This window comes from Agrobacterium sp. rho-8.1 (assembly GCF_033957725.1).
GTDB lineage: Bacteria > Pseudomonadota > Alphaproteobacteria > Rhizobiales > Rhizobiaceae > Agrobacterium.
In genome coordinates this window covers 2,819,882-2,843,863 of record NZ_CP192788.1, presented here as the reverse complement: position 1 = coordinate 2,843,863, position 23,982 = coordinate 2,819,882, and the positions used below count along the sequence as shown (strand labels likewise).

General features: G+C 57.6%; 26 protein-coding genes. 14 read left to right on the top strand and 12 right to left on the bottom strand.

The genetic code is table 11. The features are described 5' to 3' along the window. The first annotated feature begins 19 nt into the window (after window positions 1–19). Window positions 20–757 (top strand): Bax inhibitor-1/YccA family protein, encoded by a 738-nt coding sequence (locus RMR21_RS13855; RefSeq protein WP_498668553.1) that lies wholly within the window; start codon window positions 20–22, stop codon window positions 755–757. A gap of 69 nt (window positions 758–826) precedes the next feature. On the opposite strand, the gene RMR21_RS13850 is transcribed toward RMR21_RS13855, so the two are convergent. The 3 genes from RMR21_RS13850 to acnA all read right to left on the bottom strand — a co-directional run bounded on the left by RMR21_RS13850 (window position 827) and on the right by acnA (window position 5,166). Then, window positions 827–1,219, bottom strand: coding sequence for a DUF2794 domain-containing protein (locus tag RMR21_RS13850; protein ID WP_498668552.1), 393 nt, complete (start codon window positions 1,217–1,219; stop codon window positions 827–829). A 290-nt stretch (window positions 1,220–1,509) separates the two neighbouring features. Then, window positions 1,510–2,265, bottom strand: a complete 756-nt coding sequence (locus tag RMR21_RS13845; protein ID WP_498668551.1) for a DUF1223 domain-containing protein — start codon at window positions 2,263–2,265, stop codon at window positions 1,510–1,512. Between the two features lie 207 nt (window positions 2,266–2,472). Further along, window positions 2,473–5,166, bottom strand: coding sequence for an aconitate hydratase AcnA (acnA, locus tag RMR21_RS13840; RefSeq protein ID WP_498668550.1), 2,694 nt, complete (start codon window positions 5,164–5,166; stop codon window positions 2,473–2,475). A 270-nt stretch (window positions 5,167–5,436) separates the two neighbouring features. Between acnA and ccmA the strand changes: the two genes are divergently transcribed. The 5 genes from ccmA (at window position 5,437) to RMR21_RS13815 (ending at window position 8,417) form a co-directional block, all read left to right on the top strand. Next, the gene (gene ccmA, locus RMR21_RS13835; protein ID WP_498668549.1) at window positions 5,437–6,078 is read left to right on the top strand and encodes a heme ABC exporter ATP-binding protein CcmA; all 642 of its coding nucleotides are present in this window, start codon (window positions 5,437–5,439) and stop codon (window positions 6,076–6,078) included. A 91-nt stretch (window positions 6,079–6,169) separates the two neighbouring features. Beyond that, entirely contained in the window at window positions 6,170–6,829 is a 660-nt protein-coding gene (gene ccmB, locus RMR21_RS13830) for a heme exporter protein CcmB (RefSeq protein WP_498668548.1), read from the top strand. A gap of 45 nt (window positions 6,830–6,874) precedes the next feature. Further along, complete coding sequence (locus RMR21_RS13825; RefSeq protein ID WP_498668547.1) at window positions 6,875–7,645, top strand: heme ABC transporter permease; 771 nt, start codon at window positions 6,875–6,877, stop codon at window positions 7,643–7,645. Continuing rightward, window positions 7,642–7,818: a heme exporter protein CcmD gene (gene ccmD / locus RMR21_RS13820; RefSeq protein WP_498668546.1), complete on the top strand. Its 177-nt coding sequence runs from the start codon at window positions 7,642–7,644 to the stop codon at window positions 7,816–7,818. The genes RMR21_RS13825 and ccmD overlap by 4 nt, the downstream gene beginning before the upstream one ends. Further along, the gene (locus RMR21_RS13815; RefSeq protein ID WP_498668545.1) at window positions 7,815–8,417 is read left to right on the top strand and encodes a DsbE family thiol:disulfide interchange protein; all 603 of its coding nucleotides are present in this window, start codon (window positions 7,815–7,817) and stop codon (window positions 8,415–8,417) included. Before ccmD ends, RMR21_RS13815 begins: the two co-directional genes overlap by 4 nt. A 3-nt stretch (window positions 8,418–8,420) precedes the next feature. Here the strand turns inward: RMR21_RS13815 and RMR21_RS13810 are convergent, their stop codons facing one another. The 6 genes from RMR21_RS13810 to RMR21_RS13785 all read right to left on the bottom strand — a co-directional run bounded on the left by RMR21_RS13810 (window position 8,421) and on the right by RMR21_RS13785 (window position 14,475). After that, window positions 8,421–9,017: a DUF2585 domain-containing protein gene (locus tag RMR21_RS13810; protein WP_498668544.1), complete on the bottom strand. Its 597-nt coding sequence runs from the start codon at window positions 9,015–9,017 to the stop codon at window positions 8,421–8,423. Next, window positions 9,014–9,664, bottom strand: a complete 651-nt coding sequence (locus RMR21_RS13805; protein WP_498668543.1) for a septation protein A — start codon at window positions 9,662–9,664, stop codon at window positions 9,014–9,016. Before RMR21_RS13805 ends, RMR21_RS13810 begins: the two co-directional genes overlap by 4 nt. 2 nt (window positions 9,665–9,666) lie before the next feature. Next, entirely contained in the window at window positions 9,667–11,109 is a 1,443-nt protein-coding gene (gene ftsY, locus RMR21_RS13800) for a signal recognition particle-docking protein FtsY (RefSeq protein ID WP_498670173.1), read from the bottom strand. Window positions 11,110–11,129: 20 nt separating this feature from the next. After that, on the bottom strand, window positions 11,130–12,404 hold the full coding sequence (mtaB, locus tag RMR21_RS13795; protein WP_498668542.1) for a tRNA (N(6)-L-threonylcarbamoyladenosine(37)-C(2))-methylthiotransferase MtaB: 1,275 nt from the start codon (window positions 12,402–12,404) through the stop codon (window positions 11,130–11,132). Further along, entirely contained in the window at window positions 12,401–13,303 is a 903-nt protein-coding gene (dapF, locus tag RMR21_RS13790) for a diaminopimelate epimerase (protein ID WP_498668541.1), read from the bottom strand. Before dapF ends, mtaB begins: the two co-directional genes overlap by 4 nt. A 101-nt stretch (window positions 13,304–13,404) precedes the next feature. After that, window positions 13,405–14,475, bottom strand: a complete 1,071-nt coding sequence (locus RMR21_RS13785) for an MBL fold metallo-hydrolase (protein ID WP_498668540.1) — start codon at window positions 14,473–14,475, stop codon at window positions 13,405–13,407. Between the two features lie 337 nt (window positions 14,476–14,812). Here RMR21_RS13785 and ffh point away from each other — a divergent pair, with 337 nt between their 5' ends. From ffh to trmD, 5 genes are all read left to right on the top strand, one after another. Beyond that, window positions 14,813–16,378, top strand: a complete 1,566-nt coding sequence (gene ffh, locus RMR21_RS13780; RefSeq protein ID WP_498668539.1) for a signal recognition particle protein — start codon at window positions 14,813–14,815, stop codon at window positions 16,376–16,378. 8 nt (window positions 16,379–16,386) lie between these two features. Then, window positions 16,387–16,704, top strand: coding sequence for a chorismate mutase (locus RMR21_RS13775; RefSeq protein WP_498668538.1), 318 nt, complete (start codon window positions 16,387–16,389; stop codon window positions 16,702–16,704). A 33-nt stretch (window positions 16,705–16,737) separates the two neighbouring features. Next, window positions 16,738–17,115 carry a 30S ribosomal protein S16 gene (rpsP, locus tag RMR21_RS13770; protein ID WP_067645938.1) on the top strand — a complete coding sequence of 126 codons (378 nt, stop codon included), beginning with the start codon at window positions 16,738–16,740 and terminating at the stop codon, window positions 17,113–17,115. 111 nt (window positions 17,116–17,226) lie between these two features. After that, entirely contained in the window at window positions 17,227–17,799 is a 573-nt protein-coding gene (gene rimM, locus RMR21_RS13765; RefSeq protein WP_498668537.1) for a ribosome maturation factor RimM, read from the top strand. Window position 17,800: 1 nt separating this feature from the next. Next, window positions 17,801–18,502 (top strand): tRNA (guanosine(37)-N1)-methyltransferase TrmD, encoded by a 702-nt coding sequence (gene trmD, locus RMR21_RS13760; protein WP_498668536.1) that lies wholly within the window; start codon window positions 17,801–17,803, stop codon window positions 18,500–18,502. Here the strand turns inward: trmD and RMR21_RS13755 are convergent. Then, window positions 18,484–19,230 (bottom strand): sulfite exporter TauE/SafE family protein, encoded by a 747-nt coding sequence (locus RMR21_RS13755; RefSeq protein ID WP_498668535.1) that lies wholly within the window; start codon window positions 19,228–19,230, stop codon window positions 18,484–18,486. The two genes, trmD and RMR21_RS13755, sit on opposite strands and share 19 nt — an antisense overlap. 271 nt (window positions 19,231–19,501) lie before the next feature. On the opposite strand from RMR21_RS13755, the gene rplS reads away from it, so the two are divergent. The 3 genes from rplS to RMR21_RS13740 all read left to right on the top strand — a co-directional run bounded on the left by rplS (window position 19,502) and on the right by RMR21_RS13740 (window position 21,898). Further along, window positions 19,502–20,068: a 50S ribosomal protein L19 gene (gene rplS / locus RMR21_RS13750; RefSeq protein ID WP_498668534.1), complete on the top strand. Its 567-nt coding sequence runs from the start codon at window positions 19,502–19,504 to the stop codon at window positions 20,066–20,068. A gap of 228 nt (window positions 20,069–20,296) precedes the next feature. Further along, window positions 20,297–21,049 carry a transporter substrate-binding domain-containing protein gene (locus RMR21_RS13745; RefSeq protein WP_498670172.1) on the top strand — a complete coding sequence of 251 codons (753 nt, stop codon included), beginning with the start codon at window positions 20,297–20,299 and terminating at the stop codon, window positions 21,047–21,049. 33 nt (window positions 21,050–21,082) lie between these two features. Beyond that, window positions 21,083–21,898 carry an amino acid ABC transporter permease gene (locus RMR21_RS13740; RefSeq protein WP_498668533.1) on the top strand — a complete coding sequence of 272 codons (816 nt, stop codon included), beginning with the start codon at window positions 21,083–21,085 and terminating at the stop codon, window positions 21,896–21,898. A gap of 3 nt (window positions 21,899–21,901) precedes the next feature. Here the strand turns inward: RMR21_RS13740 and RMR21_RS13735 are convergent, their stop codons facing one another. Next, window positions 21,902–22,417 (bottom strand): nuclear transport factor 2 family protein, encoded by a 516-nt coding sequence (locus RMR21_RS13735; protein WP_498668532.1) that lies wholly within the window; start codon window positions 22,415–22,417, stop codon window positions 21,902–21,904. A 122-nt stretch (window positions 22,418–22,539) separates the two neighbouring features. After that, window positions 22,540–23,829, bottom strand: a complete 1,290-nt coding sequence (locus RMR21_RS13730) for an MFS transporter (RefSeq protein WP_498668531.1) — start codon at window positions 23,827–23,829, stop codon at window positions 22,540–22,542. Between the last annotated feature and the right edge of the window lie 153 nt (window positions 23,830–23,982).

The window sequence follows — 23,982 nt, the reverse complement described above, 5'->3', positions numbered from 1 at the left end:
GAGCTCAAAAGAGGTAACAATGTCTGACTTCAACAATTACCAGAACCGTATGACCCAGGGTCATGCACAGTCTGGTGCTATGATCGATGAAGGTCTCCGGACCTATATGCTCAAGGTTTATAACCTGATGGCACTTGCGCTGGTCATTACCGGCGTAGCATCTTTCGCCACCTACACTCTGGCGGTCACCAACCCGGCTTTCGCCCAGCTGCTTTACGGCTCGCCGCTGAAGTGGGTGGTGATGTTTGCCCCGCTCGGCCTGGTGCTGTTCCTGAGCTTCCGCATCCAGAATATGAGTGTGTCTGCCGCACAGGCAACCTTCTGGGGTTACGCGGCGCTGATGGGTGTGTCGCTGTCGTCGATCTTCCTGGTCTATACCGGCCAGAGCATCGTACAGACGTTCTTCATCACCGCTGCTTCCTTCGGCGCGCTGTCGCTTTACGGCTACACGACGAAGAAGAATCTTTCCGGCATGGGCTCGTTCCTGATCATGGGCCTGTTCGGTCTGATCATCGCGTCTATCGTCAATATCTTCCTGCAGTCGTCCGCCATGGGCTTTGCGATCTCCGCCATCGGCGTGCTGATCTTCGCGGGCCTGACCGCCTACGACACGCAGAAGATCAAGGAAATGTATTTCGACGGTGACGACGTTGCCACGGCTGGCCGCAAGGCCATCATGGGCGCACTGACCCTCTATCTCGACTTCATCAACCTGTTCATGTTCCTGCTGCAGTTTCTTGGAAACCGCGACAAGTAAGACCGGTTGACACAGACATGGAAAAGGCGGCTCTCGGGCCGCCTTTTTTGTTGGTGAAAATCTGCCTGTTTACCTGATGAGCTTCACGACCTTCTCGAAGACCTTCAGCACCTGCGCCAATTCATGCCCGCGCTTCAAGATGCGGCCGTCGACATTGATGACGCTGTAGGCGCCCTGCTTGGCGGCAAGCTTAGGGTTCTTTTCGATGCGGAAGAGCGGCATTTCACCAGAGCGTTTGAACACGGAAAAAACGGCTTTTTCCTTGAGATGGTCGATGGCGTAGTCCCGCCATTCTCCTTCACCCACCATCTGACCATAGACCCGCAAAATGGCGTCCAACTCACGTCGGTGGAATGTAATCGGCAAGGGATCCTTGCTTTGCCTGTATTCACTGATATCGACGATGGAGGGGTTGTCGGTGTGAGATGGACTTGATCGCTGCAAATCCGAATGATCCGTCATCAGGCAACCTCGCTCAACCGCAAATGACATTTGTACGACAGTTTGACCCTGACCAAAGCAAATTGCAAGTCTTGCCTCGAGGTCAAAAAAATGCGTGACGTGGCAATGTTTTAGCGGAATCGGATACGTGCAATTGCCCTATTTCGGTCAAATCATGGCCCGATTTGGATGGGATACCACTATCGTCAATTGATGCCTCGGCACCAAGATGACCCGGTCCGGAGCATTGACCCTTTACCCCCAGCCCCCAATGCCCGGATCGGATCTTCTTAATCCAATAGCTGTTGAATTTAATCTTCCTTTGGTAGAAGAACACTTGCACCGATGATTGCCGAGGGATTTCCCTGCGCATCCGTGGTCTGCAACAGAACTGCGCAACCGCCATTCTTTGCTTTGCTCATGACACTCGCTGGTAGCTTGACTGTCATGGATTTCCCATCCCACATACCCACTGTCTGAACGTCATAAACGCTATGCCAGTAGGAAATCTTCTTGCCTTCGTTCTCGCCCTTCTGGACGTCGACAACCTGCTCGCGGGTGAAGTAAGCGACGACCACATCGGCCTTGCCTTGGCCGGCACCGATATCGATGGCGATCTCGTCTGCAACACGCTGCGCCTTTACCGGTACGCTTAGCCCTTCGCCAGCGCGCTTGAAGGTATCGATCCTGTTGTAAATCGCCTGGACATCAGCGCCTTTGACGTGATCGCGACCATTGACCACGGCCTGCGGCGTATAGACGTTGTTGCGGCCTAGCGCCCGCGCATAACCGTACTGGCGTTCGGTGTTTTCCTTGGACGCCAGCGAATCCGCCCAGCCAAGATAGTTCCAGTAATCCACGTGGTAAGACAGGCCGATCACATCGCCCTTCTGGATCAGCTTGCGCAATGCTTCATCGGCAGGCGGGCAGGACGCGCAGCCTTGAGACGTGAAGAGCTCTACGACGCCTTTAACCTCTTGCTCCTGCGCTTGCACGGGCGCGGTGGCCAACATGCCGAGCATGCACAGCGAAAAACCAAATGTCAGGGACCCGTATTTCAGAGACATTGCAAAACCCTTGTCTGGACGCGTCTCCAGACTATTGATGCTATCAATTCATGTCGGGATGCGCTGCGGAAAATAGCGCCGAAATCCCTTCAATAGAAAGTCACGATGGGGTGAGGGGCAATCACGAAACATCCATGTGTTTCACCCATCTCTCCACGCAAAAACGCCGGGATTGCTCCCGGCGTTTTCTGTTTGATCCCTCAGAGCCTATGCAGCCAGATCGCGAAGAACTGTTTGCAAAATGCCACCATTGTTCATGTAGATCACTTCGTCCAGCGTATCGATACGGCAAAGGAGCGGAACATCCTTCACGGTGCCGTCGCCGTAGGTGATTTTGGCAATCTTCTTCTCGCGCGGCTTGATGTCACCTTCGAGACCATCGATCTCGACCGTTTCATCGCCCTTGAGGTTGAGGCTTGCCCATGTGGTGCCTTCCTCGAAGGTGAAGGGCACGACGCCCATGCCGACGAGGTTGGAACGGTGGATACGCTCGAACGACTGCGCAATCACGGCCTTGACGCCCAGCAGGTTGGTACCCTTGGCAGCCCAGTCACGGGAAGAACCGTTGCCGTATTCCACGCCAGCAAAGATGACGAGCGGAGTGCCCTCGGCCTTGTACTGCATGGCCGCATCGTAAATCGACATTTCTTCCTTGGATGGATAGTGGATGGTGTAGCCACCTTCTTTGCCGTTTGGCCCAAGCATGTGGTTGCGAATACGAATGTTGGCAAACGTGCCGCGCATCATCACTTCGTGGTTGCCACGGCGTGTGCCGTACTGGTTGAAGTCGGCAACGCCCACGCCATTATTGGTGAGATAAGCACCGGCAGGTGACGCAGCCTTGATCGAACCGGCCGGAGAAATGTGGTCGGTGGTGATCTTGTCGCCGAAGAGACCGAGAACGCGCGCGCCCTTGATGTTCTTCAGGCCAGTGCCTTTCTTGCCCATGCCCACGAAGTATGGAGGGTTCTGGACGTAGGTGGACTGGTCGTCCCAGGCATAGGTCTGGCCCGGAGGAACCTGAACGGCCTGCCAGTTTTCGTCACCCTTGAACACGTCTGCATATTTGGACTCGTAGAGCTCGCGCGTGACGTATTTCAGGATGAATTCCTGAATTTCGGCAGATGTCGGCCAGATGTCCTTGAGGAACACAGGCTGTCCATCGGAACCGATACCAAGTGGTTCGGTCGTCAGGTCCTTCTGCACCGAGCCAGCCAGCGCATAAGCGACGACGAGCGGAGGAGAAGCGAGGTAGTTCGCCTGGACGTCCGGCGAGATACGGCCTTCGAAGTTACGGTTACCTGAGAGAACGCCAGCAGTGATCAGACCCTTGTCGTTGATGGTCTTGGAGATCGGTGCTGGCAGCGGGCCGGAATTGCCGATGCAGGTCGTGCAGCCGAAACCAACGAGGTTGAAGCCGATGGCATCCAGATCCTTCTGAAGACCGGACTTTTCGAGATATTCGCCAACAACCTGAGATCCCGGTGCGAGCGACGTCTTGACCCAAGGCTTGGATGTCAGACCCTTCGCTACGGCGTTGCGGGCCAGAAGTCCGGCTGCAATCAGAACGGAAGGGTTGGACGTGTTGGTGCAGGATGTGATGGCAGCAATGGCGACATCGCCATGGCCGAGATCGAAATCCGTGCCTTCGACAGGGTAGCGGTTGTCGAGCTGGCCGGGCTTCTTGTACTCGGTTTCCAGCGACGTCGCAAAACCGGAGGCAATGCCTTCCAGCGAGATGCGGCCTTCTGGACGCTTAGGACCAGCCATGGATGGCACGACTTCGCCGAGGTCGAGTTCCAGTGTGTCGGTGAAGACGAGTTCGGCGCCGTCGCCTGTGCGCCACATGTCCTGTGCCTTCGAATAGGCTTCGACAAGCGCGATGCGGTCCTTGGTGCGGCCGGACATCGTCAGGTAGTTGATGGTTTCTCCATCGACCGGGAAGAAGCCGCAGGTCGCTCCGTATTCCGGGCCCATGTTGCCGATGGTGGCACGGTCGGCCAGTGTCATCGAATCAAGTCCAGGGCCGAAGAATTCGACAAACTTGGAAACAACGCCCTTCTTGCGCAGCATCTGAACGACGGTCAGCACGAGGTCGGTTGCGGTGACGCCTTCCTTCACCTTGCCTGTCAGCTTGAAACCGATGACTTCAGGCAGAAGCATGGAAACCGGCTGGCCAAGCATGGCCGCTTCGGCTTCGATACCGCCAACGCCCCAGCCCAGAACGCCCAGACCGTTGATCATGGTCGTGTGGCTGTCGGTGCCGACGCATGTGTCGGGGTAAGCGATGGTTTCGCCGTCTTCTTCCTTGGTCCAGACGGTCTGGCCAAGATATTCGAGGTTCACTTGGTGACAGATGCCTGTGCCGGGCGGAACGACGCGGAAGTTCTTGAACGCCTGCTGGCCCCATTTCAGGAAGCGGTAACGCTCGCCGTTGCGCTCGTATTCCAGTTCCACGTTGCGGGCAAAGGCTGTTGGCGTGCCGAATTCATCAACGATAACAGAGTGGTCAATGACCAGATCGACAGGAACCAGTGGGTTGATCTTTTCAGGATCGCCACCCAGAGCCACCATTGCATCGCGCATGGCGGCAAGGTCGACAACGGCTGGAACGCCGGTGAAGTCCTGCATCAGAACGCGGGCAGGGCGGTATGCGATTTCGTTTTCGACGAGGCCCTTGTTGTTCAGCCAGTCGGCAACGGCCGTGATGTGTTCCTTGGTGACGGTCTGGCCGTCTTCGAAACGCAGGAGGTTCTCAAGCAGAACCTTCATCGAATAGGGGAGCTTGGAAACGCCTGTCAGGCCGTTCGCTTCTGCCTTTGGCAAACTGAAATAAACATAATCCTTACCGTCAACGGTAAGAATGGAGCGACAATTGAAACTGTCGAGAGATTTAGCCACGGATAAAAACCCCGCTTCCTCTGATAGCCAACACGCGCGTGCGGACCCCTGTGCACAGATGCACATCAGGATGCGGGTACGGTCATTTCCGCTGTCCGCACGAGACGCTGCTTTCGCAACGTCAGGTCCGGCGCCGTATGATGATCACGCCGACCGCTGGCGTGGTTGACACCCATATAGATAATTTATGAGAAACGTGCCAGACCGGAAAAAGACCTAAATCGATTTTTTTCCCATCGAGATGATTAAAATCTTAAACGAGATGATCCCATGCTGCTGACAGCAGAAAATCTTTCCGCCCGGCGTGGGGACGATTTGATATTCATGAATGTTTCCTTCAAGTTAACGAGCGGTGAAGCGCTCGTACTGACTGGGCCTAATGGATCGGGAAAGTCCACGTTTCTGCGCGTCGTTGCCGGGCTTTTGCGGCCCGAAGCAGGTGGTGTGAAGATAGCCGGCGAAGGAATTGAAAAGGATACCTCCATTGGCGAGGCCAGTCATTATCTTGGCCACAAGAATGCAATGAAGCAGGAACTGACGGTTTTTGAAAATCTTGCCTTCTGGAAGAATTTTCTGGGTGACTTTCATCGTGGTGCGTCGCTTGGTGTCGAGCAGGCCGCTGAAACCGTCGGTCTTGCCGGGATCACTCATTTGCCATTCGCTTATCTCTCCGCCGGCCAGCAGCGCCGATTCGCGATGGCCAAGCTGTTGATCGCATGGCGCCCAATCTGGATACTGGACGAGCCAACGGCGGCTTTAGACACAAGTGCGGACATGATGTTCACCGGGTTGGTGTCCTCACATCTCGCAAATGGCGGCATCGTGATTGCTGCGACCCATCAGCCTTTGGGGCTGGAGGGTGCGCGGGAGTTGCGGATGACAGGGTTTGTAGGCGCAGAGGAGGACTGGTGATGGTGGGGTTTAGACTTGGTTCAGCTGTTGTGGGTGCGGCTACCCCCGTCCCAACTCCGCCTGCATCATCATCACACCTCAGAGTGAACCCATGATCGCCCTCTTTCTCCGCGATCTGAAACTCTCCATCCGGGCAGGCGGCGGCGCGCTGATCGGTGTTCTGTTCTTCATGACCGTGGTTGCCGTCATTCCCTTTGGTGTTGGCCCAGATCTCAACCTTCTCTCGCGCATCGGCCCCGCCATCGTCTGGATCGGTGCATTGTTGGCAGCCCTTCTCGGGCTTGACCGTCTGTTTCAGGCGGAGCGTGATGATGGCTCGCTCGACCTCATCCTCATGCAGGAAAACCCGCTTGTCATGACTGTTCTGGTCAAATGTCTCGCGCACTGGACGGCCACCACCTTGCCGCTAGTCATCGCATCACCCTTGCTGGGGCTCTTCATGAACATGAGAGAAGAGGCCATCGGTGCCGTGATGTTGACCTTGCTGGTCGGCTCTCCGGCATTGACCTTCGTCGGGGCTGTGGGCGCGGCGGTGGCTGTGGCCCTTCCACGCGGCGGGCTGCTGGTATCGATCCTCGTGCTGCCCCTATGCATTCCTGTGTTGATTTTCGGCGTTAGCGCGTCCTATGCCGCCGTTCAGGACCCGGCACCTTTTATGCCGCCCTTCCTTATCCTGATCGCCATCACGCTCTTTTCATCGGTCGTCGGCCCGTTCTTCGCCGCTTTGGCTTTGCGCAGTTCTGTGGATTGATAAGGATCAATTGCCGTCACCCTTGTCTCATTGTAGAAAGACGCCATGAGCGACAAAAGCCTTGCCATTACCAAGTTCAGCGACCTTGCCAACCCGACGCGGTTCCTGGCATTGGCATCTCGTCTATTGCCTTGGCTGGCAGCGCTGTCCGCGCTCTGTCTTGCCGCTGGCCTCTATATGGCATTCACCACCGATAGCGATTATCAGCAGGGCAACACCGTTCGCATCATGTATGTGCATGTACCAGCCGCATGGCTTGCCATGATGTGCTACACGGTCATGGCAGTCGCTGCGATTGGTACGCTGGTCTGGCGGCACCCCTTGGCAGACGTCGCTCACAAATCCGCAACGCCCATCGGTGCAGCCTTCACGCTCATTGCGCTCGTCACCGGCTCCCTTTGGGGCAAGCCCATGTGGGGCACATGGTGGGTGTGGGATGCGCGCCTGACTTCGGTTTTCATTCTGTTTTTGATGTATCTCGGCCTCATAGCCTTCAATAAGGCAATGGACGATCCATCCAAGGCAGCCCGCGTCAGCGCGGTGCTGATCCTCGTCGGTTTCGTCAATATTCCCATCATCAAGTTTTCGGTCGAGTGGTGGAACACGCTGCACCAGCCGGCCAGCGTTCTGCGCTTGAGTGGTCCCGCCATAGCATCGGAATTCCTGTGGCCGTTGCTGACCATGGCTATTGGTTTCACTTTGTTGTTTTTTACCCTGCACCTCGCCGCCATGCGCAATGAAATCTGGCGCAGACGTATCGCTGTGCAGCGCCGACTGGCTGCCCGCATGGCGAGCCGTGGGAAAGCCACACCATGAGCCACGCTTTTTATATCGGCATCTCCTATGGTCTGACCGGTCTGATCGTTGTTATTCTGATTGGTTGGATCATCATGGATGGTCGTGCCCGCCAACGCGAAATGGCAGAGCTCGAAGCATCCGGCATGCGCCGCAGGGGACGTAACGCCTCCGTGGAGCAGCCGACACCATGATGAAAGACACGAAAATACCTCCCGCTCCTTCGGGCAAGAAGGCGCGCTACGCTCTGGCGCTGTTGCCGCTGCTGGCTTTTGCAGGCTTCGCCGCCATTGCTGCCAAAATGCTGTATGAGCAGGACGTCAACGGTCTTGATGTCAGCGCCATTCCATCGGCGCTGCTCAACACGAAGGCGCCGTCCTTGTCGTTACCGCCGCTTGAGGGTGCCAATGTGCCGGCACTGACAGACGCCGCCATCGAAGGCAAGCTGACCCTCGTCAACGTCTTTGCGTCCTGGTGCGTGCCTTGCAGGCAGGAACATCCGATGCTGAAGGAACTGGCAAAGGACGAGCGGCTGAACATCGTCGGCATCAACTACAAGGATAAATCCGATAATGCCCTGCGGTTTCTAGGCGAACTCGGCAATCCCTATGCTGCCATCGGTATCGATCCGAACGGCAAGGCCGCCATAGACTGGGGTGTCTACGGCATTCCCGAGACGTATCTGGTTGGGAAGGATGGTACCATTGTCTACAAGAAGGTCGGGCCCATCGATGCCGCGACCTATGAACGCGACCTCATTCCCGCCATCGAAAAGGCCGCTGCCGCTGATTGATTTTCAAGAGGCGGGAAGCGCGTTCTGCCATTCCTTGATCGCATCAATGGGCGAAATCAGCATCAGGACATTGAGTGTCAGATTGTCGCGGATGAGCCAGCCGGTGAAAACCTCGAAGAAGATCGCGACAACAATCGTTACCCAGATTGGCATGCGTGCCGCAAAGAAGAAGCCAAGCATCATGAACACCGTGTCCATGGCCGAATTTATGATGCTGTCGCCGCTGTAACCCAGCGCCATGGTGGCGTTGCGGTAGCGGTCGATGATGATGGGCGAGTTTTCGAGAAGCTCCCACGCAGCCTCGATGACGACGGCAAAGGAAAGCCGCATGGAGAAGGGCTGCTTGCGAAACAGCAGCCATGCCAGCCCGTAAAACAGAAAGCCGTGGATGATGTGCGATGGCGTGTACCAGTCGGCCAGATGCTGCGAATTACCCGGCGTGTTCACGCCCGGCTCGAACAGCTTCACGTAGCCGCATTCGCAGATCGGCAGACGACCCATGAAATAGAGGATGACGATCTGCAACAGCAGGAGACCGGCTGCCACGCCAAACCAGATGTGGGAAGACGAGCGGGTACCTGGCATCTGCGCAGAGGTCATTTCTTGTCTTTCGTCAAAGGCTCAAGCGAGTGGCGCATGATGAGAGGCATCTGCGCCATGGTGAAGAGAACGGTGATGGGCATGGTGCCCCAGACCTTGAAAGCGACCCAGGTATCGGTGGAAAATCCGCGCCAGACGACTTCGTTGAGGACGGCGAGGAACAGAAAGAAAAAGCCCCAGCGAAACGTCAGCTTGCGCCAGCCTTCTTCGTTCAGCTTGAAAGCCGAATTGAAGACGTAGCCCAGCAGAGAATGGCCAAACAGCAGGCCGCCCAGCAAAATGACGCCGAACAGCGCGTTGACGATCGTCGGCTTCATCTTGATGAAGGTGTCGTTTTGCAGATAGAGCGTCAGCGCGCCGAAAACGAGGACGACGATACCCGAGATCAGCGGCATCATCGGCAAGGTGCGGGTCAAAATCCACGATACCGTCAGCGCCAGTGCCGTCGCAATCATGAACAGGCCGGTTGCGATAAAGATCGGTCCGCCGAATTCGGTCAGTACGGGAAATGTTTTTGCCAGCCACTCGCCACGGGAATTGGCGAAGAAGAACACCACCAGGGGTCCAAGTTCCAGCACGAACTTCAACAACGGGCTGATCTCGCGGACCATTTTTTCGCTCTCGCGCTGATTGCTCTCCACGTCCATTGTCATACTCCCGCAATCGCCTTGGCGAAATCTTCCGCTTCGAATGGCTCCAGATCGTCCACGCCCTCACCCACACCGATGAAATAGACCGGCAGTTTGTGTTTGGCAGCAATGGCAACGAGGATACCCCCGCGCGCCGTGCCATCCAATTTTGTCATAATCAGGCCGGACACGCCCGCGACGTTGCGGAAAATCTCGACCTGGTTGAGTGCGTTCTGGCCTGTCGTCGCATCCAGCGTCTGAAGCACGGTGTGCGGCGCGTCGGGATCGAGCTTACCCAGCACGCGCACGATCTTCTCAAGCTCGGCCATCAGTTCCGTCTTGTTTTGCAAACGGCCAGCCGTATCGATGATCAGAACGTCGCTTTTCTTCGCCAGCGCTTGCTCGTACGCATCATAGGCTAGCCCTGCTGCGTCGGCACCCAGCTTCGTGCCGATGAATTCCGAACCCGTGCGGTCGGCCCAAATCTTCAATTGCTCGATGGCGGCGGCTCGGAAGGTATCGCCTGCTGCGAGCATGACCTTGAGACCGGAGCCGGACAGCTTGGCCGCGAGCTTACCGATGGTGGTCGTCTTGCCGGTGCCGTTGACGCCGACGACGAGAATGACATGCGGCTTGTGGGAGAGGTCGAGTTCCAGCGGCTTGGCAACGGGCGTCAGAACCTTGGTGATTTCGCCAGCCATGATGCGAACGACGTCTTCGCCGCTGACATCCTTGCCGTAGCGTTCGGATGACAAGGCACCGGTGATGCGCATGGCGGTTTCCAGACCGAGATCGGATTGAATCAGCAGATCCTCCAGCTCATCCAGCGTGTCTTCATCCAGCTTGCGCTTGGTAAAGACTGCCGAGATCTGGCTCGTCAGTTGCGATGAGGTGCGCGAAAGGCCGGCGCGCAGACGCTGGAACCAGGACAGTTTTTTCTCAGGCGCGACTTCGATCGGTTCGATCCGCTCGCTCGACAGGGAAAAGCCTTTTGGAAGAGCCGATGGTACCAGCAGAGCGTCGAGCGCCTCCTGTTCCGTGGCGGCTTCGGCCTCATCCAGCAATGCGTCCATGGCACCGGTATCCAGTGGTGCGTTCGGGTCGGTCAGTTCCGGTGTTGCGGGCAGGTCTGCCTCCGCTTCCGCCTGCAACAGCGAAAGCGGAACCATGCCGATATCGCCCACCTGCTCGGGGCCGGGAAGGAGAGGGGCGTCCTCTTCCGCTTCTTCCTCTAATAACGCCCCATCGCTGTCTGCATCCGGGGCGGGGCCACCTGCAGTTTCCATTTCGAGCTCGGAGACCGGGTCTTTTGCCGGGGGCGCGTGCGCTTCGGCTTCGATCATGACCTCTTCAAAGGATGCGTTGACATCGCTTTTTTCAATCACGGCATCGCTGTCCGGCTTGTCCGTCTCGGTCTTGTCCTTGCCGAAGGAGAAGACTTTTTTGATGAAGCCGATGGCCATGATTGTTCCGTATCGTTCCGTCAGGCGGCTTCTGCTGCCAGACATTGCATATCTAAGTGTTTTCCGTTGTGACCCGTAATCACAACCTGCGCAAGGGTACGGGGTAGAAGATCGGGTGCAGCAACGAGAGTGAAGTTGTCGGTATGGGCAAAGCCGTTATTCTCGACGAGAATGGTCTGCCGACTGCCGACCATGTTGGCAAGATGCACCTGCCGCAGAGCCTCGCCGCGCTCGCGAAGCCTGGCGGCCCGCTGTTTCACAAGACCACGGTCCAGTTGCGGCATGCGCGCGGCGGGGGTTCCGGCGCGCGGGCTGTAGGGGAAAACGTGCAGGTTGGAAATGCCGCACTCTTCCGCAAGCGTTGCGGCATTTTCGAACATATCTTCGGTTTCGGTCGGGAAACCCGCGATCATATCCGCGCCAAAGGCGATTTCTGGCCGCAGTGCCCTGGCCTGATGACAAAAAGCGATGGCATCTGCGCGCATATGGCGGCGCTTCATGCGTTTGAGGATCATGTCGTCGCCATGCTGGAGCGACAGATGCAGGTGCGGCATGAAACGCGGTTCGTCTGCGATCAGGTCAAGCAGATGATGATCGGCTTCGATGCTGTCGATGGAGGATAGGCGCAGGCGCAGTATGTCCGGTACCTGCTTGAGCAGCGTCTTGGCAAGGTATCCAAGCGACGGTTCACCGGGAAGGTCCGCGCCATAGCTTGTGGCATCCACGCCCGTCAGCACGAGTTCGCAATAGCCGTTTTCGGTCAGCTTGCGGGCCTGTTCGACCACGGCACCCATGGGCACCGACCGTGAATTGCCACGACCATAGGGAATGATACAGAAGGTGCAGCGGTGATCGCAGCCGTTCTGCACCTGAATGAAGGCGCGGACGTGCCCGTCGATATGCTTGATCATCTGCGGCGCGGTGGCCTTGATGCTCATGATGTCGTTGACGCGCAACTTCTCTTCCGCCGAAACGCCAAAATCTGGCAGCGCCCGGTAGGAGGCGCTTTTCAGCTTTTCCTCATTGCCCAGCACGACATCGACTTCGGGCATTTCGGCGAAGGTCTGCTTTTCGGTCTGGGCGGCGCAGCCGGTGACGATGATACGGGCATGGGGATTTTCGCGTCTTGCGCGACGAATGGCAGCGCGGGCCTGCCGCACTGCCTCGCCTGTTACGGCGCAGGTGTTGACCAGCACGGCATTGTTCAGGCCCGCCTTTTCAGCTTCAGACCGCATCACTTCGGATTCGTAGGTATTGAGACGACAGCCGAAGGTTATGACCTCGACGCCGCTCATAGGGCCGCCTGCTCCGGCGCCGCATCGCGCGTCCAGGTGCCGGTTACGGGATCGGCCCGGCCTGACCATTCCCATTCGGCGGGACCCGTCATGACGACGTGGTCGTTCTGTCTCCATTCGATGATGAGGGGAGTGCGAACGGGGCTGGAAGCCACATCGATCTCGACGGTGCGGCCAGTGCAACCCGTGCGGGCAGCGGACACGGCAGCAGCGCATGCGGCGGAACCACAGGCCAGCGTGAGACCCGCGCCACGCTCGAAGGTACGGGTGCGCAAGGCTTTGTCCGAAATAACTTGCGCCAGCGTGATGTTGGCCTTTTCTGGGAACATCGGATGGTTTTCCAGCAACGGCCCGAAGCGCTCCAGATCAAACGTCATCGGATCGCTGTTCACCCAGAAGACCGCATGCGGATTGCCCATCGACATGACAGCGGGCGAATGTAAAATCGGGTTGTCGATCGGTCCGATCTGAAGCTCGATGCGACTTGTATCGTGAAACTCTTCGGCAAGCGGTATGTCGTCCCAACGGAAGCGCGGCAGGCCCATGTCGACCGATATCATGCCGTCTTCGTGCTCGCTGGCGTTCAATATGCCTGCAATGGTCTGGAAGGTGAAGGTCTTCTTGCCGGTTTCGGCGGCCAGCGCCTGCACTACGCAACGGGTGCCGTTGCCGCAAGCCTGCGCCTTCGTACCATCGCAGTTGAGAATGTCGATATAGGCATCGGTGCCCTGCGCGCGCGGGTCGTGGATGGCCATAATCTGATCGAAGGCGGTTTCGGGATCGGCGTTCAGCGCAATCGCCGCCTGCGGCGTCACCATGTCTTTGCGGCCGCGCATATCGACAACGAGAATCTTGTTGCCAAGGCCGTTCATCTTCGCAAATTCGACCGTATCAGACATGCCCTAAACCCGTTTGAGATATATGCGGCGCGATAACCGTATTATACCCTATATGGCGGAAATGCGCGCACATTACCAGTCTGGGTGCTTCTGACTGGTCGTCATACGTGGGGTACGTCGAAGACCTCACTTGGGCGCATGGGCCGAAAGCGATCTTGGGCAACGCCGTGCTCGCTCAAGGCAGCCTTTAGCGCGATGATCGGCGCGTCGATCGCTTCATCGGTGAGCTGGACCGTGCCCCAGTGGTGTCCGCAGGCATAGGCGGCATTGCAAATCTTCATGCCTTCCACGGCCTCCGTCGGGTTCTGGTGCTGGCCTTTCATGAACCAGCGCGGCTCGTAGGCTCCAAAGGGGAGGTTGGCGAGGCGGAAGCTGCCGTGTTTCTTTGCCGCCGCGTGATAATTCAGACCGCGATGAAAGCCGGTGTCGCCAATGTGGTAGATTTTGCCGCCCGGTGTTTCGATGACGAAGGCCGCCCAGAGCGCCATGCGGCGATCGTTCAGCCCACGTGCCGACCAGTGATGGCAGGGCTCGAAATGGATTTTGACGTCAGGTGCGACCTCCAGCACATCGCCCCAGTCCCCCGTCGAAATCTTCGCCGCCTCGATCTGTGTGCGAATGACCGCGTCGTTGCCGAGCGGGGTGATGAAGTGCGGCTTGTGGGCGATATGAAGCTGGTGGAGCGTTTCCAGATCCAGATGGTCGTAATGATTGTGCGTGATCAGTAAGAGATCGATGGGCGGCAGATCATCGAAGCGGATGCCGGGCGGATTGACGCGCTTGGGTCCGGCGAAGCTGACAGGACTGGTTCGTTCGGACCAGACGGGATCGACTAGGATGTTCAGCCCTGCCGTCTGGATAAGGAAGGAGGCGTGACCGATGAATGTCACCCGCAAATCTTTCCCGTCTACGCGTTCAGCTGGCTTTACGAAGGGAAACGGGCTGGGATAGGTTTCAGGCCATGTCGCCTTCTGTCCATCGAAGCGCCACTTCATCAGGTCCAGAAAGCCATTGGGCGCCTCGCCGCCGGGGTTGAAGAAGCGCGTGCCGTCGAAGTGATCCGACATAGGGCCACTATAATAAGCACTGGCACGGGTCTGGCGGGCATAAAGGCCGCCACCGACGAGGAGGGCACCAAGGAAGGAGAGTTTGAAGAGCGCGCGTCGTTTCATGACAAAGCTATATGGCGTGCGCCACGGCCTCTTCAAGCGCGCAGATGCGCATAGGTGTTATTTTCACGAAGACGTCAGCGGTTGCGTCTGTCTCAAAATCCATGCTTTGTCTTGACTCTCTCAGCCTTTTCCTGTTAACCCGCGCCAATCAGCTGGCAGTTTCATGACCGCAGCCGCCGACCGGGACCCGCAAGGTATAAAGAGATCCTGGAGGCAAACATCCGACAGCGCAATGCGCCCTCGGGTGCTTTTTGGCTATGCCCTTTCTTGGGCGTCTTGTTTTTGACAGCAAAACCACCGACGTTTCGGAAACCCCGGAACGAAGAAGGATGACGCGATGTTTGAAAACCTCCAGGACCGCCTTGGCTCCATTTTAAATGGACTGACCGGCCGTGGCGCGCTTTCGGAAGCCGATGTAACGGCTGCCCTGCGCGAGGTTCGTCGTGCGCTGCTGGAAGCGGACGTTGCGCTGGAAGTCGTGCGGTCCTTTACAGACAAGGTCCGTGAGAAGGCCGTTGGTGCCTCGGTTCTCAAAGCCATCAAGCCCGGCCAGATGGTCGTCAAGATCGTCCATGACGAACTGATCGAAATGCTGGGTTCCGAAGGTGTTTCCATCGACCTGCATGCGGCAGCCCCCGTCGTCATCATGATGGTGGGTCTGCAGGGTTCTGGTAAAACCACAACCACCGGCAAGCTTGCCAAGCGCCTGACAGATCGCGACAAGAAGAAGGTGCTGATGGCATCTCTCGACACGCGTCGTCCGGCAGCGCAAGAGCAGCTTCGCCAGCTCGGCGTGCAGACCGGTGTCGATACGCTGCCGGTGATCGCTGGACAGTCGCCGACCGATATCGCTTCGCGCGCCGTGCAGGCTGCCAAGCTCGGCGGCCATGATGTCGTGATCCTCGATACCGCCGGTCGTACCCACATCGACGAGCCGTTGATGATGGAAATGGCTGACATCAAGAAAAATGCCAAGCCGCACGAAATCCTTCTGGTCGCCGACAGCCTGACCGGTCAGGACGCCGTCAATCTGGCCCGCAATTTCGATGAGCGCGTTGGCATTACCGGCCTTGTGCTGACCCGTATGGACGGCGATGGCCGTGGTGGTGCTGCCCTTTCGATGCGGGCCGTGACCGGCAAGCCGATCAAGCTGATCGGTACCGGCGAGCGTATGGGCGAGCTGGAGGAGTTCCATCCGCGCCGTATTGCCGACCGTATTCTCGGCATGGGCGACATTGTTTCGCTGGTTGAAAAAGCGGCTGAAAACATCGATGCGGAAAAAGCCGCGGCGATGGCCAAGAAGATGCAGTCGGGCAAGTTCGATCTCAACGATCTGGCCGATCAGCTTGGCCAGATGAAGAAAATGGGCGGCATGGGCGGCATTATGGGCCTGATGCCCGGCATGTCCGGTATGAAGGACAAGATGGCCGCTTCAGGCCTCAACGACAAGATGTTCGACCGCCAGATCGCCATCATCTCTTCGATGACCAAGGCCGAGCGCGCTAACCCTGACATGCTCAAGCACAGCCGCAAGAAGCGCATCGCTGCCGGTTCCGGGACGGATGCTGCCGAAATCAACAAGCTGCTCAAGATGCATCGCGGTATGGCCGACATGATGAAAGCCATGGGCGGTAAAGGCAAGGGCGGCATCATGAAACAGATGATGGGTGGTCTTGCTGGCAAGATGGGTCTTGGTGGCGGTATGGGCGGAATGCCTGATCTGGCCAACATGGACCCCAAGCAGCTTGAGGCTCTTCAGAGACAAGCGGAAGCAGCAGGGCTTGGCAAGCAGGGTGGTATGCCCGGTCTTGGCGGCATGGGCGGTCTTCCCGGTTTGGGCGGGCCCAAGCTTCCGGGCCTCGGCGGACTTCCGGGTCTTCCCGGTTTCGGCAAAAAGAAGTGAGTGCTGTCATGACCGACGCAGACGTCAAGGCTCAACTTTCGCAATATCGCCAGTCCATCGACAATATCGATGCTGCTCTGGTGCATATGCTTGCAGAACGGTTCCAGCGCACCAAGGCGGTGGGCGTTTTGAAAGCGACCTACGAATTGCCGCCGGCAGACCCGGCGCGCGAAGAATACCAGATTGAACGCCTGCGCCATCTAGCAAAGGCCGCCGATCTGGACCCGGATTTCGCCGAGAAGTTCCTGAACTTCATCATCAAGGAAGTCATCCGGCATCATGAAGCCATTGCCGCTGAACATAACGGCACTGAAAAGACCGCCTGACCGGCGGACTAGCCATTCTTAAGGAGAAATAACATGGCACTGAAAATTCGTCTCGCACGTGGTGGTTCCAAGAAGCGCCCGTACTACCAGATCGTTGTTGCTGACGCCCGTTCGCCACGCGACGGCCGTTTCCTCGAAAAGGTCGGTTCCTGGAACCCGATGCTTGCCAAGGACAACGCTGATCGCATCCAGATCAACGGCGACCTGATCAAGGAATGGATTGCTAAGGGCGCGCAGCCAACAGACCGCGTTCTGCGCTTTCTCGCAGAAGCCGGCATCGTAACGCGCGATGCCCGCAGCAACCCTGAAAAGGCAAAGCCAGGCAAGAAGGCCGTAGAGCGCATTGCCGAGAAGAAGCAGAAGGCCGATGATGCCGCTGCTGCTGCTGCAGAAGCTACTGCTGCCGAATAAGTCCGGTTTGCACGACAGGAACGGGTGGTGTGGTTTTCCGCGCCACCCGTTCCTGTTTATTTTGACTGCGACTTATCGTAAGAACAAAAAACACCAGAAAACGGACAACCGATGGCGAAGCTGGAAAACCCTATTCTCATGGCCAAGATTGGCGCCGCACAAGGGCTGCGTGGCGAAGTGCGGGTCAGCTCTTTCACGGATGATCCGACCGCATTGGGAGAATATGGCAACCTGATTGCCAGCGATGGCCGGACGTTCGAAATCCTTGAAATTCGTGAAGCCAAGACTGTTGTCATCGTGCGCTTTCGCGGGGTCAACGACCGCAACGCGGCGGAAGCTTTGAACGGGCTGGAACTGTTCATCGAGCGTGACAACTTGCCCGACGACGATCTGGATGAGGACGAATTCTATTATACAGATCTCGAAGGACTTGAGGCCGTCGACGCAGAAGGCAAGAGCTATGGTTCGGTTGCCGCCGTTCACGATTTCGGCGCGGGCGATCTGCTGGAGCTGAAAGGTGCCGGTCGCCGTCCGACACTCATTCCGTTTTCCGAAGCTGCGGTGTTGGAAATTGACCTCGAAGGCGGAAAAATCCTGATCGATCCGCTGGCCGCTGGCTTGATCGACAACCCTGATGACGGCAAGGACGACCCGGATCATCCGATCTTCGGCAAGAAAAAATAACATGACATTCAAGGCAACCGTGCTGACGCTCTACCCGGACATGTTTCCGGGGCATCTCCGCCATTCTCTGGCGGGCCGGGCACTGGAGCGCGGACAGTGGCAGATCGAGCCGGTTCAAATCCGCGACTACGCTCTCGACAAGCACCGCAGTGTTGACGACACGCCGGCTGGCGGTGGCGCTGGCATGGTGCTGAAACCGGATGTGCTGGCGGCGGCGATAGACGGTGTTTCGGACGGCGATACGAGGCCAAGGCTTTTGATGAGCCCGCGTGGCAAACCGTTGACGCAGGAGCGCGTGCGTGACCTTGCGCAAGGCGAAGGCGTTATCATCATCTGCGGTCGTTTCGAAGGCGTAGATCAGCGGGTGATCGACGCCCGTAACCTCGAAGAAGTCTGTATTGGCGACTATATTCTGTCCGGCGGCGAACCGGCTGCGCTGACGCTGCTGGATGCCGTGGTGCGCATTCTGCCCGGTGTGATGGGCAATGATCTCTCCGGCGTGCATGAAAGCTTCGAAGGTGGATTGCTGGAGCATCCGCATTATACCCGCCCGCAGGTGTGGGAGGAGCGCGATATCCCTGCCGTTTTGACGTCCGGCAACCACAAGGCTATCGACGCATGGCGGCATGAGCAGGCGCTGGCGCTGACTAAAGAGCGTCGCCCTGACCTGTTGGCGAAACCAACTCAGGTCGAGACGAAGTAGTAGACCGACAGCAGGAAGCCGACCGAGATCACCAAGGCGCGGATGACCCATTGCGGTACACGCCGGGCGATATAGACGCCGCTATAACCGCCAATCGCCGATGAAGGAATCATGATCAGCGCTGCGGGCCATGCCACCACGCCGCCGCCGACAAACACGACGATGGCGACGGCGGCTATCACCACTGCGAGCAGATTTTTCAAAGCATTGAGATGATGATAGGTTCCGCCTGATGTCAGGCTCAGGACCGCCAGCATCATGATGCCCATGCCAGCGCCGAAGAACCCGCCATAGATCGAGGTGAGGAACTGCCCGATCAGGCTTGCGGCATTGCCGGGGGAGCGCTGCGCATTCGAGCGCGGCCGCAGCCATGGACCCAAGGCAAACAGCAGCGTGGCAGCAAGTAGAAGCCATGGCACGAGTTGGCGAAAGGCCGGGTTATCGAGCGACAGAAGCAGAAGTGCGCCAGCGGTCGATCCAGCGATTGATAGCAAGGCTAGAAAAACGGCGCCTTTCCAGTGTGTGCGGATCTCCGGCCAATAAGCGATGACAGAGGTGACGTAGCCGGGAAATTGCACGATGGAGGAGGTGGCGTTGGCCGAAATCGGCGCGATGCCTGCAAGCGTCATCGCCCCGAAGGTCAGAAACGTGCCGCCGCCTGCGATGGCATTGACCGCACCCGACAAGAAGCCGCTGGCGAGCAGCAGCAGAATGATGAACAAAGACATGGTCCCTCCAGTGCCTTTCGCGGCGCTTCGGCCTTCCATATCCCTTGTGAGGATTGCCGACAATTCGGTCGCGACCGATAAAATAATCTTGCAAAAGGGATGACAAATGCGTCGTCTTGCTGTAATGGCCCGCTTGGAACTGGGGTTTACCCCTTTAACCGCAAGCAAAGAATGGTGAACCCGCTCCTGCCGCAAGGCATGGTCCCGAGACTTGGTTTCAAGGGATGACAGTTGAGCGCTCTGGCTGTTTCAGAAGAACTCAGAGGTTAATATGACCAACATTATCGAACAGCTGGAAGCCGAACAGGCTGCCAAGATCGAAGCAAAGCGCAAGCTTCCAGAATTCTCCCCAGGTGACACCGTTCGCGTCAACGTGCGCGTGACGGAAGGTACACGTACCCGTGTACAGGCTTACGAAGGCGTCGTTATTGCCCGTTCCGGCGGTGGCATCAACGAAAGCTTCACCGTTCGCAAGATTTCCTATGGCGAAGGCGTAGAGCGCGTATTCCCGGTTTATTCTCCGCTGGTTGAAGGCGTTGAAATCGTTCGCCGCGGTAAGGTCCGTCGCGCGAAGCTCTACTACCTGCGCGACCGTCGCGGCAAGTCTGCCCGTATCGTTGAAGACACCGGCGTTCGCGCTCGTAAGCTCAACGATGGCGAGCGTCAGGCTGCTGCCGAGGAAAAGGCACGCATCGAAGCTGAAAAGGTTGCAGCAGCTCAGGCTCTGGCCGCCGAAAAGGCAGCAGAAGAAGCCGCAGCAGCCAAGGCTGCTCAGGAAGCCGAAGCAGCGAAGGCTGCTGAAGAGGCTGCAAAGCCTGCTGAAGGCGCAGCTGAGTAAGCTTTTCCATTTTTCTGGAATTTTGACAAAGGCGGTCTTCGGGCCGCCTTTTCTTTTTTGGATGTGTGGTGTGTGACTGTCGTCAATGGCGGCAGGTGTGGCTTACCCCCGCTGCCATCCGATGCACTCTTGCCCATCCCCCTCAAACCATGTCACTTTCCCGCATTGCCAGCAGGAGACACGACATTGCTCAGACGTTCGTTTTTCATCACCATTGCCGCGACGTTGATGTCGCCCGTGATCTCCGTTGCCGCCGATCTGCCGGATCTCAAGGGGAAGACTGTCGTCGTCGTGACTGAGAATGCCTATCCGCCCCTGCAATTCGTCGATCCGAAATCCGGCACGGCCATCGGTTGGGAATATGATGCGATGGGCGAGATTGCCAAGCGGCTGAATTTCAAGGTCGAGTATCAGAACACATCTTGGGATGCGATGATCCAGGCGGTGGCCGATGGGCAATACGACATCGGCATGACCGGTATCAGCATCAAGGACGAGCGCAAGCAGAAGGTGGACTTCTCCGATCCTTACATGCGCTCGGAAATGTTCATGCTGGTGCGTGCCGACGAGACGCGCTTTACCGATGCCAAGAGCTTTGCCGCCTTCGACAAGGGTCTTGTGGGTGCGCAGGCAGGCACGACGCCATTTTACACCGTTGTTTATGACGTTCTTGACGGAAACGAGCAGAACCCACGCGTAAAGCTCATGGAAACCTTCGGCGCGACCGTGCAGGCGCTGAAAACTGGCGATGTCGATCTGGTGCTGACGGATGGCGTGGCGGGGAAGGGCTATGTGGAGGCATCAGGTGGAACGTTGAAACTGATCGGCGGCCCTCTGGGAGGCGATGATTTCGGCTTCATCTTTAAGAAGGGGTCCGATCTGGTCGCACCCGTAAATGCCGCGATTGCAGCGTTAAAGGCGGATGGCACATTCGCTACGCTCGAAAAGAAGTGGTTTCTGGACTACAAGCTTGGCCAGTAAGCGGATGCGCTGTGAGCAGCGAAAGGCGGGCGTGTGAGCGCCCGACCCCGATCCTCTGCTGCCGATGATTTTCCGTGGTGGCTGGTAGCGCTCATTGGCATCGGGCTTGTGCTGGCGGTCCTGATTGCGATTAACGGCCTCTACGCGCAGGTGTTCAACACGGTCATCAAGGGTGTAGGCATGACGGTGTTCGTCACCTTGGCGGCGTTCGCGCTGGCATCGCTGTGGGGGCTGGTGATTGCCGTGCTTGGCATGGCTGACCATATCGTCCCGCGCCAAATTGCCCGTTTCTACATCGAGACGGTGCGCGGCATTCCGGTTCTTGTCGTGCTGTTCTTTATCGCCTTCGTCGGCGCGCCTGCTGTCGTTGGTGCGATCAACTGGATAATCACGCCGCTGGTTCAGGCCGGATGGATGGAGGCAATGCTGGTGCGCGATTTTTCGCTGACCTGGCGGGCCATTCTGGCGCTGACAATCTGTTATGCTGCTTTCATCGCCGAAATCTTCCGGGCCGGGATCGAGGCCGTCGATCAGGGGCAGATCGAGGCGGCCAAGGCGCTGGGGCTCAGCCGTGCCATGCGCTTTCGGCTGGTGATTTTTCCACAAGCGATCCGCACGATCTTTCCGCCGCTGTCGAATGATTTCGTGTCGATGGTCAAGGACAGCTCTCTTGTATCGGTTCTGGGGGTGACGGATATCACGCAGCTCGGCAAGGTCTATGCGGCCGGGTCGTTCCGGTTTTTCGAAACCTATTCCATCGTCGCGTATATCTATCTCATCCTGACCTTGGGGCTTTCGCTGGTGTTGCGGCGCTTGGAAAAATCCCTGCGCCGCAGCCCAAGGGTATAGAGCTTACTGACCCTTCAGCGCTGAATCCCAGTGCTCGTCGGCCTTGCCATCCACGAAGCGCCATGTGTCGAACCATGTCGTCGTATAGGTCTTTGTAGGGTCTTTCGGATCCTTGACCTCACGGACGAAGCCGACGGTGACGAGATCGCCTTCTGCCGTAACGAAGGCGACAGGTGAGCTGATTTTATCGGGAATTGGCTTTTTCTCGACTTTCAAGACTTCGGTGAAGAACTTGACCACACCATCGCGGCCCGATGCCGCGTTGGGATTGTGTTGAATATAACGTTCGGTCAGATATTGGTCCGCCTTGTCCCAGTGGCCCGCCTCCAGAAGATCACGGATGATCTTGTAGGTTACTTGCTTGTTAGCATTCAGCTTGGGGTCGGGACTGGTGAAGAGGGCTTCTGCATCCGCTGCCTTGAGGACGGCTTCCTGCGCATAAGCGGGAAGGGCGGCAAGCGAGAATGCTGGCAGTGCCAGCGTGAAGCTTAGGGCCATGTTTCTGATGAGGCGGATCACGGTGTTCTCCTGTCGTGCGCGGCGGTGGATGCGCGAACCATAGGGCGCGGAGAACGGCGCCGAAAGAAGGCAGTTTTTCCGCCGCTGGTAACACAGAGGGAACCAGCGGCGGTAAAGATGTATCAGGCCTCTACGCCTTGTGCCTTCGCCCGTCTTGCGATCATGCGACCGGCGATGATGACGAGTACACCGGCGACCGCTAGGCACGCCGACAAGAAGAACATCGGAGCGATGGTGCTGCCTGTCTGGTCCTTGATCCATGGCACGACATTCTGGGCAACGAAGCCGCCGAGATTGCCGACCGAGTTGATGGCGGCGAGGCCTGCTGCGGCACCCGCACCTTTGAGGAAGCGGCCGGGCAGGCTCCAGAACACCGGCTGACCCGCAAAGATGCCCGCAGCTGCGACACACAGAAAAGTGAACTGCACGACAGGTGCGGTCACAAGCGCCGACATCAGAAGGCAAAAGGCGCCGAGAAAGGCAGGGCCGACGATGAAAGGAATTTTGTTCTGTGACCGGTCTGCCGCAGACGGGATGACGTAAAGAGCAATCGCCACGCCAATCCATGGAATGATGTTGATAAAGCCGTTGGTGGTGTTGGACACGCCGAAGCTCTTGACGATGGTCGGAAGCCAATAGCTGAGGCCGTAAGCCGCTAATGGAAAGCCGACGAAACAGAGCGACATGAACAGCACCTGTGGATTGATCAAGGCCTTGAAGCCGTTTTCCGCATGCTCTTCCATATCGGAATTTTCAGAGGCGATCCGCTTGCTCAGCCAGTCTTTCTCATCCTGGCTCAGGAATTTGGCCTTCTCCGGCGTATCGTCCAGATAGAAGATCGTGAAGATGCCGGCGATGACGGCGGGAACGCCGGTGGCAAGGAACACCCACTCCCAGCCCGCCAGCCCCATGACGCCATCGAGATCCAGCAGCATGCCGCCAAGTGGGGCGCCGATGGCATTTGCGAGCGCACTGAAGATCATGAACAAGCCGACCATGCGGCCGCGATAGTCACGCGGGAACCAGATCGTCAGAAGGTAGAGAACGCCGGGGAAGAAGCCAGCTTCGCAGGCACCCAAGAGGAAGCGAAGGATGTAAAACATGGTCTGGCTGTTGGTAAAGGCCAGCGCGATGGTGACGAGCCCCCAGGAGATGATGATACGGGCAAACCAGCGGCTTGCGCCGAAGCGGGTGAGCAGCAGGTTGCTGGGCACTTCGAAGATGAAATAGCCGATGAAGAACAGAGATGCGCCCAGACCATAGGCATATTCGCTTAAACCCAGATCCCCGACCATTTGTAGCTTGGCATAGCTGACGTTCTGCCGGTCGATATAGGCGATGAGGTATAGAAGCCCCAGAAACGGCATCAGCCGCCAGGTTATTTTTGAAACAAGTGCCTTTTCAGATACCAAGACGTATCCTCCCTCTCACTGCTTTAAGCGCAGTTATTCTCTGATCATGCCCCCGCCTTCACAAGAGCGTTATAGCACTGTGACATGGCTCCGACAGACCCTAACGTGCAAGAGGGTTGTTTTATCCATTTGAAATACGCGCTGGCCTAGCAT